Here is an 18,113-nt window from a genome sequence, read left to right as displayed (position 1 = left end):
TCAGGACCGCCGCGACCGGCGCGGCGGCCGGACGGCGTCGTACGTGCGCCGCATCGCGTCCAGCGCGGTGTCGACCCGCTGCTGCGCCACCAGCACGAACAGCACGTCGACGAGGGTCAGCTGGGCGATCCGGCTGGCCATGGCGCCGGAGCGGAAGGTCGTCTCCCGCGCCGCGGTCGTCAGCGTGATGTGAGCCGGCCGCGCGATCGCCGCACGAGGATGGTTCGTGATCGCGATGGTGGTGGCGCCGGACTCGGCGGCGACCTCCAGGTAGCGGATCGTGTCGAGGGTCTCCCCCGTGTGCGACAGCCCGATCGCGACGTCGCCCGGCGCCAGCAGCGCGGCGGAGCTGATGGCCGAGTGCGGGTCCGGGAACGAGTGGCAGGTCAACCCGATGCGGTGCAGCTTGAACTGCAGGTCCTGCGCGACGAACGCGCTCGCGATGGCGCCGAAGATGTCGACCCGGCGGGCCCGGCCGATCGCGTCGGCCGCCGCGGCCAGGGACTCGGTGCTGACCTGCTCGGCGGTGTCCAGGATGGCCTGGGCGTCGGCGCCGGTGACCTTGCGGACCACCTGCTCGGTCGAGTCGTCGGGCAGGATCTCGCCGGACAGGTACTCCCGGTCGTCGCCCGAGATCGCGCCGGCGGCGGCGAGCGCCAGCCGGAACGCCGGGTAGCCGTTGAAGCCGATGGTTCGGCACAGCCGGATCACCGTGGTCTCCGACGTCGCGCAGCGCGCGGCCAGCTCCTTGATGGTCGAGGCCGCCGTGCCCGCCGGGTCGTCGACGGCGGCCTGAGCGACCCGCGCCTCCGACGGCGACAGGCTCGGCAGGATCCCGCGCAGCGTCGCGAGGATGGTGCCGTCGGTGGGGTCCGTGGCGATCTTGGTCACGCGGCGATCCTTCGTAACTCGGTTACATCAATGAGTCGGTACAGGGATGATAGCAACCTACGCTCCTGTCCGCCCTGCTACCCGGCCCGCACAGCGTGTCGGCCGCGGATCGGCGCTGTGTGGGTCCGACCATCCTCCACCACGACGACCGCGTCGTGGAGGTTCATGGTCGGGTCGACGTGCCAGGGCTGCAGCAGCAGCCGGTCCCCGGTCCGCAGCACCGTCGCCGCCTGCCGGGCCCGAGTGTGCTCGTCGGAGAGCCCGAGCACCCGCACGCCCGGCGTCAGCGCACGGGGCAGGCCGTCCCCGGACAGCGACTTCATCCCCGCGTCGAGCACGACCCGCCCGTCCGGGTGCGCCGACAGCGCGGTGGCGACGCAGAACAGCGCGGCCTCGAACGGGAGGCCGAGCCGGCCGTAGGCGGCGTCCATCAGCACGTACGACCCGCACTGGATCTCGTCGAGCGCCCCGGTCGCCGCGATGAGGTCGGCGGTGCCGGTGCCGCCGCCGGTGAGGACGAGCGGCCGGCCGGCCAGCCGGGCGAGCCGGTCTCGGAACCGGCCGGCCAGCGCGTGCGCGTCAGCCGCCCGCCGGTGTCGCAGCTCCACGTCGGGTTCGAGCACCGCGTGGCCCTCGTAGGCCTGGACGCCGGCCAGCTCCAGCCAGGGCTGCTCCTCGATGGCGCCAACGGCCACGGCGACGTCCGGGTCGGCCGCGTCGAAGCCGCCCCGGCGCAGGCCCACGTCGAGCTCCACGAAGACCCGCACGCGGCGGCGCGCGGCGGCCGCGCCGGCGCCGAGCAGGTCCACCTGCTCGGGCCGGTCGACCAGCACGCCGAGGTCCACCTCCGGTGGCAGCGCCAGCAACTCGGCGACCCGGCGCGGGTCGGCCAGCTGGTTCGTCAGCAGGACGTCGGCACAGCCCAGCGCCGCCAGCTCGGCCGCCTCCGCCACGGTCTGGCAGGCGGCGCCGGCCGTGCCAGGCGCAGCGAGCTGGCGCCGCATCAGCTCCGGGCACTTGTGCGCCTTGTAGTGCGGCCGCAGCCGCACCTCGGTGCCCGCCACCAGCCGCGCCATCCGGTCGATGTTGCGCTCGGCTGCCGCCACGTCGACGACGAGGAACGGCGTCGGCAGACCTGGTAGGTTAGTGACGTCCAACGCGAGCCCTTCGTCATTAAATGCTACGGTCCGGCCATGGAGCTGGCCGAGCGGTGGGACCGGGAGCTGGACGGCGTGCCGGGCGAGGTGTCGATCCAGCTGCGCACCGCCGACGGGGTCCCGGTCGCGGGCCTGCGCCCGGCCGCGCCGCACTACGCGGCCAGCACGATGAAGCTGGCGGTGCTCGTCGCCGCGCTCACCGGGGGCTGCTTCGGCCCGGACACGGAGCTCCACGTCCACGACACCTTCCCGAGCGCGCTCGGCGGCACGTTCACCATCCGGCAGGCCGACGACCAGGACGACGCGACCTGGCGCCGGCTCGGCGCCATGGTCCCGGCGCCGGCGCTGCTGGAGCGGATGATCGCCGACTCCGGCAATCTCGCGACGAACCTCGTCCTGGAGCGGCTCGGCCTGGATCCCGTGCGCGCGGTGCACCCGGGCGTCACGGTGAACCGGCTGATCGGCGACCAGGCCGCGGAGGCCGCCGGCATCACCAACACCGTGACGGCGGCCGGCCTCAGCGGGCTGCTGGCCGCGCTCGCCGCCGGCGCCCTGCTCCCCCGGGCGGCGACCGACGCCGCCCTGGCCGTGCTGGCCGGCCAGCGGCACCGCCGGATGATCCCCGCGGGGCTGCCGCCGCACGTCTGGAGCGCGAGCAAGGGCGGCTGGACCGGCGCGGTCAACCACGACGTGGCGCTGGTCCGCCCGGGCGGCGCGCCGGCCTACGTGCTGGCCGTCTGCACGTCGACCGGGCTCGACGCGGACGCCGAGCGGCTGATCGCCCGGCTCAGCGCCGTCACCTGGGCGCACTGGACGGCCGCCGCGTAGCGTCATTCGCCCACCAGCGGCCGCAGCGGCGTGCCGCGGTCGAGCGCGCGCTGCGCCCGGTCCCGGTCCCAGCCGCGCAGCAGCATGGCCAGCGCAACCCCGCCCGCGCCGTCCGCAGCGACCAGCGCCGCCTCCACCTCCGGGGCCGGCGCGCCGGTGAGGTCGCTGAGCAGCTGGAACTGGCGCTGCCGGACCTTGGTGTTGTTCGGCTGCAGGCACACCATGAGGTTGGAGTAGGTCCGGCCCAGGTGCACCATCGCCAGCGTCGAGACGGCGTTGAGGGCCAGCTTCTGCGCGGTCGCGGCGTTGAGCCGGGTGGAGCCGGCGATCGGCTCCGGCCCGGTCGGCAGTGTGACGACGCAGTCGACGGCGGACGGCTCCGGCGGGTTGCACGCGATCAGCGCCGTGTACGCGCCCCGCCCGCCGGCGGCGTCGAGCGCGGCCAGCACGTACGGTGTCCGCCCGCTCGCGGTGACCCCGATCGCCACATCGCCCGGCCGGACCCGCCCTCCCGCACGCGCGCCCTCGTCCCGGTCGTCCTCGGCGTCCTCGACGGCCGTGGTGAGCGCTGCGGCGCCGCCGGCGAGGTGGACGGTGAACAGCTCCGGCGCGAGCCCGAACGTCGGCGGGATCTCCGCCGCGTCGAGCGCCGCCAGCCGCCCGGAGGTGCCGGCGCCGAACAGATGGACGGTGTTGCCGCGCCGGAGCGACCCGACGACCGCGTACACCACCGGCGCGAGCTCCGCCGCTGCGCCCTGGAAGGCGTCGAACGAGCGGCGGAACTCGCCGGCGAGCAGCACCAGGCCGTCCTCGACGGAGATCAGGTCGATGTCGTGTGTCGCCTCCGACCGGGCTTCGGTCGCCAGACGGGCCGGTTCAGAGGTGTCGGTAGCCAACGTGTCAGCCGACCTCGGCCACCGAGTAGGACTCCGCGACGCACGCGACCCAGGCGTCGATCGCGTTCGACCACCACATGAGCGGCGGCAGCGTCGCGTGGTACGACGGCGTGGTGAGCGTGTTGTACATGCTGTTCCCCGCGTAGTAGTTCCAGGAGAAGTTCGGCGGCTGCGCGTAGGCCGCGCTGGTGTGGAACGAGCCGTCCGCACCCTCCGCCGGCCGCAGCACGCCGCCCAGCAGCTGCATCGCCACGTACGGGTCGTTGGCCTGGTTGTTCTCGTAGACCGGGTGGTCCGACGCGAGCCAGCCGGTCACTCGCGGCCCGTGTGCGATCGGGTCGGTGGTCCACCGCTCGAAGATCGGGATCACCGGCAACTGGTCGTTGAAGATCTGCGCCAGCGTCTCGACGGCGGCCTGCTGCGGCTCCTCGTCCAGCCCGGCGACCGCCTCGGCGAGCAGGTCCGGGATGTACACCTCGGTGCCGTCCGGCGCCTGCTGCTGCCACGGCCAGTTCAGCCCCTTGGAGCCCTCGGACTCGGGGTTGTTGGTGCCGAAGAAGCCGGCGGCCATGTTCCAGTCCAGGCTGGTGGCCGGGTGCTCCGGCGCGGAGACCAGGCTGAAGTCGAGGATCGCCTCGTACCGGCCTTGCAGGATCGTGTCCGGCCGGTTCGCCGCCGGGATGCCGCGCACCTGGGTCTGGAAGCCGAACTCGTTGAGCTGGGCGCTGACGTCCTTGCCCGACGCCAGGAAGTCCGGGAAGTCGGTGGGCGCGGTGATCTCGAACGCCAGTGGCTCGCCGTCGTAGGTCCAGGTGTCGCCGTCCTTGACCAGGCCGGCCTCCTCCAGCAGCCGCGTCGCCTCCGCCTCGTCCCGCTCGTACGGATTGAGTGCGGCCACCACGTCCTCGGACAGCCAGTCGCCGACGTAGGTGTCGCTGAACCCGGCCATGTGCTCGATCGGCTTGCCGGCGTCGCCGAGCGACACCTTCGCGTTGCGCTCCCGGTCGATGACGAGCGCGACGGCCTGCCTGAAGCGCTTGTCGTCGAACGGCTTGATGGACTCGTTGAACCACAGCCCGGTCCCGGTGCCGAGCGGGGTGCGGATCAGCTCGATGTTCGGCTTGGCCTCGACCGCCTGGACGTCGGACGGCGTCAGCGCGTCGGTGGTGTAGTCCAGCTCGTCCTGGAGGATCAGCGGGACGGTCTGCTGGGTCTGGCCCCAGGCGACGTCGACACGGTCGAAGCCGATCTTGTCGGCGTTGAAGCCGCCGTCGTTCTTCACCATCCGCATCTGCTGCGCGGTGACCGAGCTCGGGTCGATGACGAACGGCCCGTAGGCGACCGGGTCCGTCGGCGCCATCGCGTCCAGCTCCTCGAGGACGGCCGCGACCTCCGGGCCGGCCGGGTCCGCTCCGCTCGTCCGCAGCTGGTTGAGCCGGGTGTAGATGTCGCCGAACTGCGACGACGCCGCCGTCTGGTTGGAGCGGAGGATCTGCCGCATGACGTTCATCGACAGCTCGCTCGCCTCGAACACGAGCTGCGTCTCCGAGGTGGCCCGGACGTCGGTCAGCGACTCCCAGAGGCCGGCCTGCTGGGCCCAGAGGATGTCGTACTGGCCGAGGAAGTCCTGCGCCGTCAACGGGGTGCCGTCGGACCACTCGACGCCGGGCGTGAGGTTCACCGTCACGACGTAGCGGGTGCCCTCGGCGACGTCGCCCGGCGGCTCGGCCTCGATCTCGGCCGAGACCAGCTCGAGCGTCCCGGCCTCGCCCCGGTCGCCCTCGGCGTCGGACGCCGGATCGTCACTGCACGCGGCCAGCGTCACCAGTGCCAGCAGGGTGACCGCCGCCGATCTGAGCATCGACCTGCTCATCTTGTCTCCTTCGTGGTGTGGTCCGGTCCGCCGCCCGCCGCCGGAGGCCCTCGTGCCGGGCCGCGGCGAGCAGCGCGCGGGTGTACTCGTGCTCCGGGGCAGCGACGAGGTCGGAGGTCGGGCGGTGTTCGACGATCCGCCCGTGTTGCATGACCGCGATCGAGTGGCCGCGGCCGAACTGCCGCGCGACCGCGAGGTCGTGCGTGATGAACAGCACCGCGACCTGGCGCTCCTCGCACAGCGCCCGCAGCTTCGCGAGCACGCTGCCCCTGATCGAGACGTCGAGCATCGACACGGCCTCGTCGGCCACGAGGACCCGCGGTTCGACGGTGAGCGACCGCGCGATCGCCACCCGCTGGCGCTGCCCGCCGGACAGCTCGTGCGGGTACTTCGCCCCGAACAGCTCCGGCGGGGTGAGCCCGACGTCGGCGAGCAGCGCCGCCATCCGCTCCCGGGCCGCGGCGCGGGACAGGCCGAAGTGACGCGTCAGCGGCGCCAGCAGGGTCTGCGCGACGGTGAGCCCGGGGTTGAGCGAGGCGAACGGGTCCTGCTGCACCAGCTGGACGCCCAGCCGGTGGGCGCGCAGCTCGCGGCGGGTCATCGTGCTCACGCTGCGCCCGTCGTGACGGACCTCGCCGCCGGTGGGCGCCGTGAGGCCGGTGACGATGCGTCCGATGGTGCTCTTGCCGGAGCCGGACTCGCCGACCAGGCAGAGGATCTCGCCGGGGCCCAGCGCGAGGGAGACGTCGTCGACGGCGGTGACGACGACCCGCCGGCGCTGCCGGTAGGTCTTCGACACGTGCTCCAGCGCCAGCAGCTCGCTCACCCGGGACCTCCCGCGGCGACCCGCTCCGACACCCGATGACACGCCACCGTCCGGCTGTCCGCCGGGAGCAGCGCGGGCGGCCCGCCGGACCGGCAGCGCTCGTCAGCGAGGCCGCACCGGGGGTGGAAGGAGCAGCCGGGCGGCAGGTCGGACAGGCTGGGCGGGTGGCCGCCGATGGACTGGACCGGCAGGTCGGAGTCGACCGACGGCGTGGAGCGCAGCAGCCCGGCGGTGTAGGGGTGCAGCGGGTCGGCCAGCACCTGCTCGGCGGTGCCGCGCTCGACCGCGCGCCCGGCGTACATCGTGATCACCTCGTCGGCGACCGCTCCGGCGACGGACAGGTCGTGGGTGATGGCCAGGTAGCTGACCCCGGTGGCCGCCTGGAGCTCCAGCAGCGTCGTCAGCACGGCCTCCTGCGTGAGCACGTCGAGCGCGGTCGTGGGCTCGTCGAGCACGATCACCTCGGGCTCCAGCAGCATCGCCAGCGCGATCGCGACCCGCTGCCGGGTGCCGCCGCTGAGCTCGTGCGGGTAGGAGGTCCAGATCCGCCGCGGCTCCAGGTGCACCGCCGCCAGCAGCTCCATCGCGCGCGCCTCCGCGGCGCGCCGGCCCAGCGCGTGCGCCTCGGCGGTCTGCTGGAAGTGCCGGCCGATCCGCTGGATCGGGTTGAGCGAGCTGATCGAGCCCTGCGGGACGTAGGCGATGTGCTGCCAGCGCAACGCGCGCAGCTCCCGTCGGGGCAGCCGCAGCAGGTCCAGCCGCCGCCCGGCGGGCGTCACCGCCACACTGCCGGAGAGCACCGTCGCCGAACCCGGCAGCATGCCGAGGATGGCCAGCGCCGCCGTGGTCTTCCCGGAGCCGGACTCGCCGATCAGGGCGACGGTGCGGCCGCGGGCGACCGACAGCGACAGCCCGGTCACCGCGCGCACGGTGCGCACCGCGTCGCGGTACTCGACGGTGAGGCCGGACACGTCCAGCACGAGCGGTTCGGCGGACGGCGCGATCATCGAGCACCTCGCAGTCGCGGGTCGAAGAGCTCCTCGAGCGAGCGGGACGCCAGCACCAGGCAGAACTGGAGCAGGCAGATCGCGGCGACCGGGACCAGTAGGCTCCAGGCCGCGGCCGGCAGGTACAGCGCGTTCTGGCTGTAGGCGACGCTGAACAGCACGCCCCAGTTGTCCTCCAGCGGCACCAGCCCGAAGAAGGCGAGGCCGACCTGCTGGTAGATGGCGGTGTTCATGGCCTGGATGGTCGAGATCACCACGAACGGCCCGATGGCCGGGATCAGGTAGCGCAGCATGATGTGGCCGCCGCGCAGCTGGAGCAGCCGGGCCGCCTCGACGTACTCGCGGCGGCGCAGCGACAGCGCCTGCGCCCGGATCTGCCGGGCGAGGTACGGCCACTCGAAGACGGCGATGAGAGCGGCCAGCGCGACGGTCGAGCTGACCGGGAACAGGCTGGCGATGACCAGCAGCAGCACGAACCGCGGTACCGTCAGCCAGAGGTCGATGAAGCTCACGACGATCCGGTCGACGGCGCCCCCGACGTAGGCGCCGAGCAGCCCCGCGGTGAGCGCGATGGCCGACATCAGGAAGCCCGCGACGAACGCCAGCTCCAGCATGTCCCAGCCGCCGCGCACGACCAGGTGCAGGTTGTCGCGGCCGGTGAAGTCGGTGCCGAGGGGGTGCTCGCCGCTGGGCCCTTGGGCGATCGCCTCGATGTCGGGCTGCGGCGGGTCGGTGAGGAAGCGGCCGGCCGCGGACACGACGACGAGGGCCAGCAGCCCGCCGATGCCCAGCAGGCCGCCCAGGCCCATGCGGCCGGTCACGCGTCGCCACCGCCGCGGGCCGGGCTCGGCGACGGCCGGCGGCGGGGTCAGCTGCTCGACGGCGCTCATGCGTGCTGCTCGATCCGGGTGCGCGGGTCCAGCCAGCCGTACAGCGCGTCCGCGATCGCCGTCGCGAGCAGCACGGTGATCGTCGTGGCGACCACCACGCCCTGCATCACGGTGTAGTCCCGTCTGGCCAGCGCGTCGGCGAGCAGCTGCCCGACACCCGGGTAGACGAAGATCCGTTCGACGAGGACGGAGCCCGAGACGACGAACCCCATGCTGATCGCGAAGCCGGTGATCAGCGGGAGCCGGGCGTTGCGCTGCACGAAGGCGACCCGGATGGTCCGTTCTGACAGCCCGCGGGCCCGTGCCTGTCCGACGTGGTCGTCGGCGAGGACGCTGAGCGCGTTGCTGCGCATCACCAGCGCCCAGGTGCCGAACGACACCAGGATGTAGACGATGCCGGGCGCGATGACGTGCGCCAGCGCGCTGAGGATGAAGTCGAGGTCGAAGCCCGGCTGGACGTCGGGCGAGTAGGCGCCGCGCAGGCTCTGGATGGGCACCAGGTCCCAGGCGACGCCGACGCAGAACGTCAGCACGATCCCGAGCAGCACGGCCGGGATCGACGACATCAGCGCACTGACGTTGGTGATGAGCCGGTCCACCCAGGTGCCGCGCCGGTAGGCGGCGAGGCTACCGAGGTACAGGCCGATGAGGAACCCGATGACCAGAGCGAAGCTGATGCTGAACAGCGTCCACAGCAGCCGCTCGCCCAGCATGTCGGTCACCGGCGTGCCCGGCGACAGGATCACCGAGTCGCCCAGGTCGCCACGGGCCAGGTTGCCCAGGTAGTCCAGGTACTGGGTCCACAGCGGCTGGTCGACGTCGATCTTCAGCAACCGGGTGGCCTGCTCCCGGGCGTCCTCGGCACTGAGGCCGGTCCCCTGCAGTTCCTGGACCCAGACGTCGACCGGGTTGCCGGGCAGCGCCCGGATGGCGAGGAACGTGACGGAGGCCACCAGCCAGAGCATCAGGACCGTGCGCACCAGCGCGCGGCCGATCAGGGTGAACAGCGGCGTGAGCTGCATGCCGGAACACTACGTCATTAAGCACCAATCTGTACATGAGTTTCGTAGCTAAAATTCATGCCGCCGTCGCCAGCCGGCCGAACGCCACGGCCCGCCGGCGCGCGCGGTCGCTCAGCGGCTCCAGCGTGACCGCGCGGCCCTCCTCCGGGGCGTGCAGCATCCGCCCACCGCCGGCGTAGAGGCCCACGTGGTCGATGCCGTCGAGCGAGGCGCCGGCGCCGAAGAAGAGCAGGTCGCCGGGGCGCAGGTCGCCCCAGTCCGCGTCGATCCGGGTGTCGGCCCACTGCAGGTGGGCGTCGCGCGGAACTCGATGTCCGCCGATCCTGGCCGCGAGGTGCACGAGCCCGGAGCAGTCGATGCCGGCGTCGTCGGTGCCACCCCAGACATAGGGAACGCCGAGGAAGCCGGTGGCGATCCGGAGCAGCTCCGGCGCCGGCGCCGGCGGGCCGAGCGGGCGCAGCGCGGCGGCCGGGCAGGTCGTCCGCTCCCCCGACGGCAGCAGGACCGGCGCGGCGCCACCGACCGGCGGGCCGAGCAGTTGCACCGTCGAGCCCGCGGCCAGCCCGGCGGCGGGGCCGTTCGCCGGGGCGACGACGTGCGTCACCGCCCGCCGCCGGTCCGGGCCGAGGTGCGCGGCGCGCACGTGACCGACATACCCGGACCGGCCGTTCGGCTGCTCCGGCAGCTCGACGGTGACCACGCCGTCGCCGGGCCGGTCGAGCACCCGGACCGGCTCGCCACGGAGCGCGACGCTGTCGAGCCGGCCGCGCAGCGTGCGGTGCCGGCCCATGAGCTCACGCAGCCACGCGCGGTAGGAGGGAAAGGACGCGGGGTCGAAGTCCGCGCCCGCTCGGGCCGCCTCGGCCGTGACCCACAGCGGCGCGGCCACCGCGACGACGACGGTTCCAGTCACCGGTGCCTCCTCGAGTCATGTTCGCGCAGGCCGGACGCGGCCCGCGCGTAGAAGTGCCGCCTCGCGACCAGGGCCGGCGTCGCGTCCCGGTCGATCGGGACGAGGTTGCTCAGATGCACCGCCCACCAGCCGGAGACCGGGTCCAGCGCCACGCTCACGCCGGTGAACCCGGTGTGGCACAGCGTCGTGGGCGGCCAGTCGTGCGCCACAACGTGGAACGGGTCGCCGGCCAGCGTCCACGCCAGGCTGCGGTGCCCGCCAGGCGTCGCGTGCGTCAGGCAGGTCAGCGCGGGCTCGGCCAGCGGCGCCGGCAGCCAGCGGGGGTCGAGCCACGACGCAACCGCGGCGATGACGCCGTCCAGCGTGCCGAACGCGCCGGCGTGACCGCTCGGCCCGAGCCTGCGGGCGGCCGGGTCGTGCGGCAGCTGCCGGCCGCCGTCGACCGGTCCGGCCGGCACGGCCGGTTCGGCCGGCGCGGCGCCGAACCGGAAACCGCCGCGCTCGGCCGCCGGGGTGGCGGCGAACAGCGCGTGCAGCGGCCGCCCGGTCCGCGCCGCCACCAGCTCGCCGAGCAGCCAGTAGCTCGGGTCGCTGTAGGTGACCCAATCGGGGCGGTCCGCGGCCTCGGCCACCCGGGCGGCCAGCCACGCGTGCACGTCGGACCGGCCCCCCGCGGCGGGCAGCTCGGCCGGCAGCCGGGCGGCGTGGGTGAGCAGGCTCCACACCGTCACGCAGCCGGGCGCCGGCGGCAGCCAGTCGAGGGCGACCGGCTCGTCGAGGGCGAGGTGGGTCAGCACCGCCTGCGCGGTGAAGAGCGGCTTGGTCAGCGACGCCAGGTCGAAGTAGCCCCCGGCGGAGTCGTCGGACCGGGCGCACACCTCGGCGCCGACGCCGTAGGCCCACGCGACCATCGTGCTCACGTCATTATCTTACATATACGGGCTCCCTCCTGTACCTTAGCTACCCGTGACCCCTCCGGAGATCCTGGCCCGGTTCCACCTGAGCGCCGACGAGACGGCCCGGGAGCTGTCCGGGTCGCTGGCCGCGGACCAGCGCTTCCCGATCGCCTCGGTGTCCAAGACGCTGACCGCGCTGCTGGCCGCCCGCCTCTGCGCCGACGGCGTCGTCGGCTGGACCGAGCCGCTGCGTGCCCTGCTCGGCCATACCGCGGCGGTCCCGTTCGAGCTGCGCCCGTCGCACTGGACCAGCACGGGGCTGACGGAGGACGAGTTGGCGGCGGCGGTCGCGAGCCCGCCCCGGCTGGCTCTTCCGCCGGGGACCGTCCACTACTCGAACCTGGGATACGGCCTGGCGGCGGCGCTGCTGGAACGGGCCACCGGCCGGCGCTATCCGGAGCTGCTGGCCGAGCACGTCCTCCACCCGCTGGGCCTGACCCGGACGTCGCTGCCGGACGAGCGGGCCGAGGGCCGGCCCGCGCTCGGCGCCGCGGCACCGGCGGGTGACCTGTGGTCCACCCTCGACGACCTGATGACGCTGGCGCGGGCGCTGGACGGCCACCGGCCCGACGTCGTCGACCCCACCATGCTGGAGTTGCTGCTGGGCACGTCGACGCCCAACGGACAAGGTTCCCAACTGGCCGCGGGGCTGCGCACGTTCTTCGTCGATCCCCACCGCGTGCTGGTGAGCAGCGGCACGATCCGGGGCCGGACCACGTGCGTCACCGTCTGGCCGCGGCGCGGCGCCTCGGTCGTCGTCGCCGAGGCCGGCTACAGCCACGACGACCTGCGCGACGAGGCGGTGCGCCGGTGGTCCCGCGACGACGCGCGGCGCTCCTGGTGGTGGGACGCGCAGGAGGTGGTCGAGCTGCGGCACGGGGACCGCGTCGAGCTCGTGCTGCGCGAGACGACCTGGCCGTACCCGGTCTTCGCGGGCCGAGCCGAGGGCCGGCGGCTGGCCGGCCTGGACTGGGCCGGCCGGCCGGTCGAGCTGCGCTCGACAGACGACGGCGACGAGCTGACCGGGCCGGGCCTGCGGCTGACCGCCGCGGCGAACGACAGCGCGTACCGGCCGTGACCGGGACGTTCCACGTCGCCGCCGAGCGGCTGGACCGGCCCGGGTCGTACGGGCTGCGCGACGGCGTCGTCGTGCCGATCGCGTCGATGTACAAGGTGCTGCTGGCGCTGGAGGTCGCCGAGGCGTTCGATCGGGGACGGCTGCGGCCCGACGCACCCTGCGTCGTCACACCCGGCGAGCACACGCCGGGCGGCGCCGGCCTCAACCGGTTCGCCCACCCGGCGAGCGTGTCGCTGCGCGACCTGCTCTATCTGGCGCTGGCGTGGTCGGACAACACGGCGTCCGACGTGCTGCTGGAGCGGGTCGGCCTGGATGCGGTCAACGACCGGGCCGCGCGGCTGGGCCTGGACAGCGTCCAGGTGATCGGCGGCTGCCGGCTGCTGCTGCGCCGTGCTGGTGAGGACCTCGGCTACCCGACGGAGGACGCGGCGGTCGCGGCCGACTGGACGCCGCGCACCGACGACGCGGACCTGCGGCTGGACCGCACGACCCGCGGATCGGCCGCCGATCTGGCCCGCCTCGCCGGCCTGCTCGCGCGGGACCGGGCCGCGTCACCCGCGGCGTGCCGGCTGGTCCGCGACCTCATGCGTCGCCAGGTCTGGACGGCGCGGTTCACCCGCGGCTTCCCGAAGCCGGACTGGGTGGTCACGTCGAAGACCGGCACGCTGTCGCCATGGCGCGGCGAGTTCGGCGTGCTGGAACGCGCCGACGGCGCCGCGGTGGCGGTCGCGGTCGTGGTCCGGCAGTCGGCGGCGGCCACCCCCGCCGACGTCGTCGACCGGGCCGTCGGCGCGGCCGCCCGCGACGCGGTGCGCGAGGTGCTCGCATGACGGTGCGCTTCACCCACCCCGAGGACGGCCGGCTGAGCGTGGCCCCGGCCGACGTGGAGCACGCCTCGATCCGGCTGTCCGGCCGGCTGCGCCGCACGCCGGTTCTCACCTCCCGGCAGCTGGACGAGGCGGCCGGCCGGCGCGTGTTCCTCAAGGCCGAGCACCTGCAGAGCACCGGGTCGTACAAGGCCCGCGGCGCGACCAACCAGGTGGTGGCGATGCTGGAGCCGAGGCCGCGGCCGCGCGGTGTCGTGGCCGCGTCGAGCGGCAACCACGGCCAGGCGGTGGCGTGGGCCGCGCGGCGCGCCGGACTGCCCGCGACGATCGTCGTCCCGCGGTCGATCGCGCCGGCCAAGCTCGCGGCGATCGTGGGGTACGGCGCACGCGTGGTGACGGTCGGCGACGGCGCCGAGGAGCGGATCGCCGTCGCGCGGGAGCTGGCCGGCAGCCAGGGCCTGCGCGACATCCCGCCGTACGACCACCCGTTGACGATCGCGGGCCAGGGCACGTGGCTACGGGAGGCACTGGCCGACGTCCCGGTCCGGCCGGAGACGGTGCTCGTCCCGGCCAGTGGTGGCGGGCTGGCCGCCGGCACGCTGCTGGCGGCGGCCGCGCTCGGCGATCCGCTGCCGGTCTACGCCGTGGAGCCCACCGGCGCCGCCGACCTGCACGACTCCCTGCTCGCCGGCGTCCGCGTCGCCGGCTCCGAGCCGTCGACGATCGCGGACGCGCTGCGGGCACACCGGCCCGGTGCGCTCCCGTTCGAGGTGATCCGGGCGCTCGGCGCGGGCTCGCTGCTGGTGACCGACGAGCACATCGTGGACGCGATGCGGTTCCTGGCCGAGCGCCTGAAGCAGGTCGTCGAGCCGGGCGGCGCCACCGGCGTGGCAGCGGCCCTCGCCCGCCGTGTCCCCGGCGACGGTCCGCTGCTGGTCCTGCTCTCCGGCGGCAACATCGGCTGGACGGCGACGGCGGCGCTGCTCGGCGGCCGCGAGGTCGTCGCGGCCGCCGAGTAGGAGCGTCAGGGTGTCAGTCTGATCGGGAGCGTGGTCGCCCCGGTCTGGCTCACCTCCACATCGGTGCGGGTGTAGGTGGTGAACCCGCTCCTGCTGACGGTCACCGAGTAGGCGCCCGGCGTCACGTTCGGGATGACGAAGTAGCCGTCGGCGTTGGTCGTCGTGCTCGCGCCGCCGCCTAGCTGGACGGTGGCGGCGCCGATCGGAGCGCCGGCCGTCGTCGTCACGCGGCCGGTCACCGCCGGCAGCGTCACCGCCGTCGCCGTCGTGTCGATGGTGAGGACCGTGTAGCTGTGCGCCGGGAAGGAGTACGTGAACGCGCTCCCGGCGCCGGTGGTGGTGGTCGTCGCCTGCACCGTCGTCGGGTTCAGCCAGGTGTTCTGGTCCAGATGGCTGGCCGAGTTGACGGTGCGCGCGGTGGCGGTCGCGCCGATCGTGCCGCCGTTGGCGATGGTGACGTCGGTCGAGATCGCCTGCGACGGATGCCGGTTCAGCACGGACACGTACAGCTTCTGCCCGTCGGCGGACCGGGTGGTGGTGACGTCCAGATACGGGACGTTCGCCCGCGCCGGCAGGTTGCCCATGGCCGGCGCGTTGTACGTCGCCGACGTCGTCTGCGACTTCACCAGCAGCGGCCCGTGGTAGTTGCCAACCAGCCGCTGCACCTCGTAGGCCGGTGTGACCATCGCGCCCCGTGCGCCGAGCCGGAACGAGCCGCCGTCCCAGAAGTTCACCAGGGTGGAGGCCGCGTTGACCTCGTTGAGGTCGGGCCGGCGCATGAGCAGGTTGAGGATCCCGGCCTCGGCCAGCCCGCCCTCGAGCGTGCGGGTGCGCCGATGCTCCTCGTTGAAGTACATCGCCGCGTGCTCCATCACGGCGAGCTTGATGTCGCGCTGGGTGTTGGCCAGGATCGTGTTGCCGCTGGCGGCCAGCCGGTCGCCGATCGTCGCGGCGGAGCCGACGCTGGCGGCGTACACGTCGGCGCTGTTGTAGTTCTGCGGCAGCGGCTGCGGGCTGTAGTAGTGCACCGCGAGGTGATCCATCCTCGACCCGGACGTCTGGACCATGGTGGTGTTCCAGGCCTGGTCGGCGCTGTTGCCGTCACCGCCCTCGGCGACCACCTCGATGCCGGCGTCCTTGGCGACCATCGCGTCGCGGAACGCGTTGTAGCTGGCCGCGTAGGTGGCCGCGTTCGTGCTGCCCGGCGTCCACCAGCCCCAGACCTCGTTGCCGATCTCCCACAGGTCGACGTCCCACGGCGCGGTCCGCCCGTTGGCCGCCCGCTGGGCGCCCTGCGGGGTGGCGGTCGAGCCATTGGCGTACTCGACCCAGTTGGCGGCGCTGGCCGCGGTGCCCTGGCCCCAGTTGACGTTGAGCACGACATTCAGCCCGAGCGCCTCGGCCAGGCCGAGGATCTCGTCGGTGCCGACGTCGTTCGTCATCCACTGGGCGTCCCACTGGGCGAAGTACATCGGGTCGCGGTCGTCGCGCGGCCCGACGCCGTGCTCCCAGTAGTAGGAGTCGGCGATGATGCCGCCCGGCCAGCGGATCGTGTCCGGCTTCAGCGCGCTGACCTTGTCGACGAACTCCGGCCGCCAGCCGCCGTGCACCACCTCGGACGGGTGCAGCGGCATCAGGCTCGGCATGTCGATCGTCAGCGTTCCGGTCCCGGCGGTGCCGATGAACAGCTTCGCCTGTGGATCGGTGGTCGACGGCGTCAGCGTCACCGTGTACTTCGCCCAGCTGCCGGTGACGCCGGCGATCGTCGCCGACGCGTACGGCGTGTAGCCGGGTCCGTCGCCGGAGCCGGGGCCGAGATAGACGGTGACCGGTGCGCTGAGGCCGGTCTGCTTGAGCCAGACAGTCAGCTCGTAAGGCTTGCCCGCGGAGACCTGCACGTCGCCCTGCGCGATGCCCTTGCGCCCGGACGTGTGCTGGGTGACCTCCACCTGCTGGGCGTACCGGCCGTTGTAGGCGCCGGTCACGTGCCGGTACGCGGCGCGGTCGGCGTACCCGTCCTCGGACCAGCCCGGGTTGCGCCACCAGGTGACGTAGTCCCACTTCGTGGTCGAGGTGCCGTAGCCGTAGGCGAAGACCTGGTACTCCTGCTGCCCGACCGCGGTGATCCCTTCCAGCCGGTGCACGAGGCGGTCGTTGTAGAAGAAGGAGAAGTCGCGCCCGCCCGGCTTCCACCGGCTGACCTCGACCCGCAGCAGCGCCGGGGTGGTGGCCGCCGGCCCGGTCCAGGTCGGCACGCCGTCGCCGAACACCTTCAGCACGCCGCCCTCGATGCCGAACTCGACGAACTTCGTGAAGTCGCCGCGCCCGGACCCGGCGTAGACGTCGAGCAGCGCGTTGGTGCCGGTGACGGAGTCGAGCTTGGCCTCGATCGTGTAGTCGTAGAGGTCGCTCTCCTCCAGCCGTTGCGACAGCACGCCGTAGCGGCTGTTCGCGGCGCCGTTGACGGTGAGCTGGCTGTTGCCTTGGCTGGCGCTGCCCCAGCCGCCGGCCAGCGAGACCGGCGTCCACTCCACGCTCAGGCCCGGCCCGCCCTCGAAGTGGGGTGCGTACTGGTCCCACATGTGCACGGTGTCGACGCCGACGCGGTCCCACTGGGTGGTGGACGTGCCGAACCCGTAGAGGCCGACGCGGAAGTCGCCGGCCGGCACGTCGGTGCGGTTCCACAGCTCGTGCACCTTGGTGCCGTTGACGTAGAACCGGAAGCTGCGCCCGTTCGCGTAGTACGGGCTGACCTGCACCGAGAGCGTGGCCGGGAGGCTGACGGCGCCACCGGTCCAGGTGTAGCCGCCGGGCGCGAACACCCGGGCGACGCCGCCCTCGACGCCGAACTCCATGAACTTGCTGAAGTCGCCGGCGCCGGAGCCGCCGTAGATGTTGATCAGCCCGTTGACGCCGCTGACCGACTGCAGCCGGGCGCTGACGGTGGTCCAGTCGACGGCGCTGTTGCGGATCGGCTCGGACAGCAGCGTGTAGCGCGAGTTCGCGGTGCCGGTGAGCTGGACCCGTCCGGACCCGACGGTGACGGTGCCCGCCGAGCTGCCCTCCAGCAGCGTGGGCGTCCACCGCGGCGACAGCGCCGTGCCGCCGAAGCCGTCGTACGTGTCGTCGTGGGACACGGTGACGTGGTCGACGCCGATGCTGCCGGAGAAGGTGTAGACGAACGCGCGGAAGCGTTCGGGCAGCAGCGTGTAGCCGGAGATCGTGTGCACCTGCGTGCCGTTGTAGAAGAAGGCGAGGTCGCGCGCCGTCCCGCCGGCCGGCGAGACCTCGACGCGCAGCGTGGCGGGGACGGTCGCCGCGGGTCCCGTCCACGGCGCCAGGCCGTCGGCGAACACCTTGAGCTGGCCGCCCTCGACGGCGAACTCGACGAACTTGGTGAAGTCGCCGGCACCGCTGCCGCCGTACATGCTGAGGATGGCGTTCGTGCCGGTCAGCGACGTGATCCGGGTCTCGACGACGGTGCTGGCGTAGCGGGTGTCGCCGAGGTCGTTGGACATGAGGCCCCAGCGGCCCGGCGCCGCCGAGGTGAGGGTCATGGTGCCGCCGGACACCGTCGCGGTGCCGGCCGGCGCGCCGTCGAGGCTGATCGGCGTCCAGCGGGAGCGGTCCAGCTGGCTGCCGGAGAACGCGTCGTACAGCGGGCTGCGCCCGGCGTCGACGGTCTCCGTCTCCAGCGACCGGTTCCGCAGCCGCTGGGCCCAGGCGCCGTTCATCTGGTCGTAGGCCCACTCGGCCATCTGCCCGGTGACGCTGGGCTGGACCACGCCCTGGTAGGCGGTGGCGTCGATGGCGATGGTGGCGTCGGCGGCGTGAGCGGGTTCGAGGTCGGTGACCGTCAGCGCGGTCGCGAGCGAGGCGGCCAGGGCGAGCTGGGCGATGGCCGCTCTGGATCTTCTCATGCGGGCTCCT

15 protein-coding genes are annotated in these 18,113 nt (G+C 73.4%); 4 read left to right on the top strand and 11 right to left on the bottom strand.

Annotation, left to right across the window (positions count from 1 at the left end):
- Together C1I92_RS00775 and C1I92_RS00770 are read right to left on the bottom strand one after the other, a co-directional pair.
- Positions 1-891 carry a MurR/RpiR family transcriptional regulator gene (locus C1I92_RS00775; RefSeq protein ID WP_199520822.1) on the bottom strand — a complete coding sequence of 297 codons (891 nt, stop codon included), beginning with the start codon at positions 889-891 and terminating at the stop codon, positions 1-3.
- Between the two features lie 77 nt (positions 892-968).
- Positions 969-2,048 (bottom strand): alanine racemase, encoded by a 1,080-nt coding sequence (locus C1I92_RS00770; protein ID WP_111252737.1) that lies wholly within the window; start codon positions 2,046-2,048, stop codon positions 969-971.
- A 36-nt stretch (positions 2,049-2,084) separates the two neighbouring features.
- Between C1I92_RS00770 and C1I92_RS00765 the strand changes: the two genes are divergently transcribed.
- The gene (locus tag C1I92_RS00765; protein ID WP_111252736.1) at positions 2,085-2,876 is read left to right on the top strand and encodes a serine hydrolase; all 792 of its coding nucleotides are present in this window, start codon (positions 2,085-2,087) and stop codon (positions 2,874-2,876) included.
- A gap of 2 nt (positions 2,877-2,878) precedes the next feature.
- On the opposite strand, the gene C1I92_RS00760 is transcribed toward C1I92_RS00765, so the two are convergent.
- Genes C1I92_RS00760 through C1I92_RS00725 form a run of 8 tightly spaced genes read right to left on the bottom strand, consistent with a single transcriptional unit; the run spans position 2,879 to position 11,214 of the window.
- On the bottom strand, positions 2,879-3,772 hold the full coding sequence (locus tag C1I92_RS00760; protein WP_111252735.1) for an N-acetylmuramic acid 6-phosphate etherase: 894 nt from the start codon (positions 3,770-3,772) through the stop codon (positions 2,879-2,881).
- A 4-nt stretch (positions 3,773-3,776) separates the two neighbouring features.
- Complete coding sequence (locus C1I92_RS00755) at positions 3,777-5,645, bottom strand: ABC transporter substrate-binding protein (protein ID WP_146604967.1); 1,869 nt, start codon at positions 5,643-5,645, stop codon at positions 3,777-3,779.
- Complete coding sequence (locus C1I92_RS00750) at positions 5,575-6,471, bottom strand: ABC transporter ATP-binding protein (RefSeq protein ID WP_158563852.1); 897 nt, start codon at positions 6,469-6,471, stop codon at positions 5,575-5,577. The genes C1I92_RS00755 and C1I92_RS00750 overlap by 71 nt, the downstream gene beginning before the upstream one ends.
- Positions 6,468-7,478 (bottom strand): ABC transporter ATP-binding protein, encoded by a 1,011-nt coding sequence (locus C1I92_RS00745; protein ID WP_111252732.1) that lies wholly within the window; start codon positions 7,476-7,478, stop codon positions 6,468-6,470. The genes C1I92_RS00750 and C1I92_RS00745 overlap by 4 nt, the downstream gene beginning before the upstream one ends.
- A complete protein-coding gene (locus C1I92_RS00740) occupies positions 7,475-8,368 on the bottom strand; it encodes an ABC transporter permease (protein ID WP_111252731.1) in 894 nt (297 codons plus the stop codon). Before C1I92_RS00740 ends, C1I92_RS00745 begins: the two co-directional genes overlap by 4 nt.
- Entirely contained in the window at positions 8,365-9,390 is a 1,026-nt protein-coding gene (locus C1I92_RS00735) for an ABC transporter permease (protein WP_111252730.1), read from the bottom strand. Before C1I92_RS00735 ends, C1I92_RS00740 begins: the two co-directional genes overlap by 4 nt.
- 55 nt (positions 9,391-9,445) lie before the next feature.
- The gene (locus C1I92_RS00730; protein WP_111252729.1) at positions 9,446-10,303 is read right to left on the bottom strand and encodes a C40 family peptidase; all 858 of its coding nucleotides are present in this window, start codon (positions 10,301-10,303) and stop codon (positions 9,446-9,448) included.
- The gene (locus C1I92_RS00725) at positions 10,300-11,214 is read right to left on the bottom strand and encodes a serine hydrolase domain-containing protein (RefSeq protein WP_233506813.1); all 915 of its coding nucleotides are present in this window, start codon (positions 11,212-11,214) and stop codon (positions 10,300-10,302) included. Before C1I92_RS00725 ends, C1I92_RS00730 begins: the two co-directional genes overlap by 4 nt.
- A gap of 55 nt (positions 11,215-11,269) precedes the next feature.
- Here C1I92_RS00725 and C1I92_RS00720 point away from each other — a divergent pair, with 55 nt between their 5' ends.
- From C1I92_RS00720 to C1I92_RS00710, 3 genes are read left to right on the top strand one after another with little or no spacing between them, the layout of a single operon-like run.
- Complete coding sequence (locus C1I92_RS00720; RefSeq protein WP_111252727.1) at positions 11,270-12,337, top strand: serine hydrolase domain-containing protein; 1,068 nt, start codon at positions 11,270-11,272, stop codon at positions 12,335-12,337.
- Positions 12,334-13,167 (top strand): serine hydrolase, encoded by an 834-nt coding sequence (locus C1I92_RS00715; RefSeq protein WP_111252726.1) that lies wholly within the window; start codon positions 12,334-12,336, stop codon positions 13,165-13,167. The genes C1I92_RS00720 and C1I92_RS00715 overlap by 4 nt, the downstream gene beginning before the upstream one ends.
- On the top strand, positions 13,164-14,183 hold the full coding sequence (locus C1I92_RS00710; RefSeq protein WP_111252725.1) for a threonine ammonia-lyase: 1,020 nt from the start codon (positions 13,164-13,166) through the stop codon (positions 14,181-14,183). The genes C1I92_RS00715 and C1I92_RS00710 overlap by 4 nt, the downstream gene beginning before the upstream one ends.
- Before the next feature lie 5 nt (positions 14,184-14,188).
- On the opposite strand, the gene C1I92_RS00705 is transcribed toward C1I92_RS00710, so the two are convergent.
- Positions 14,189-18,103, bottom strand: a complete 3,915-nt coding sequence (locus C1I92_RS00705; protein ID WP_158563850.1) for an alpha-L-arabinofuranosidase family protein — start codon at positions 18,101-18,103, stop codon at positions 14,189-14,191.
- Positions 18,104-18,113 lie beyond the last annotated feature (10 nt).

This window comes from Jiangella anatolica (genome assembly GCF_003236295.1).
GTDB classification, from domain to species: domain Bacteria; phylum Actinomycetota; class Actinomycetes; order Jiangellales; family Jiangellaceae; genus Jiangella; species Jiangella anatolica.
This window is presented reverse-complemented; position numbering and strand designations above follow the sequence as displayed.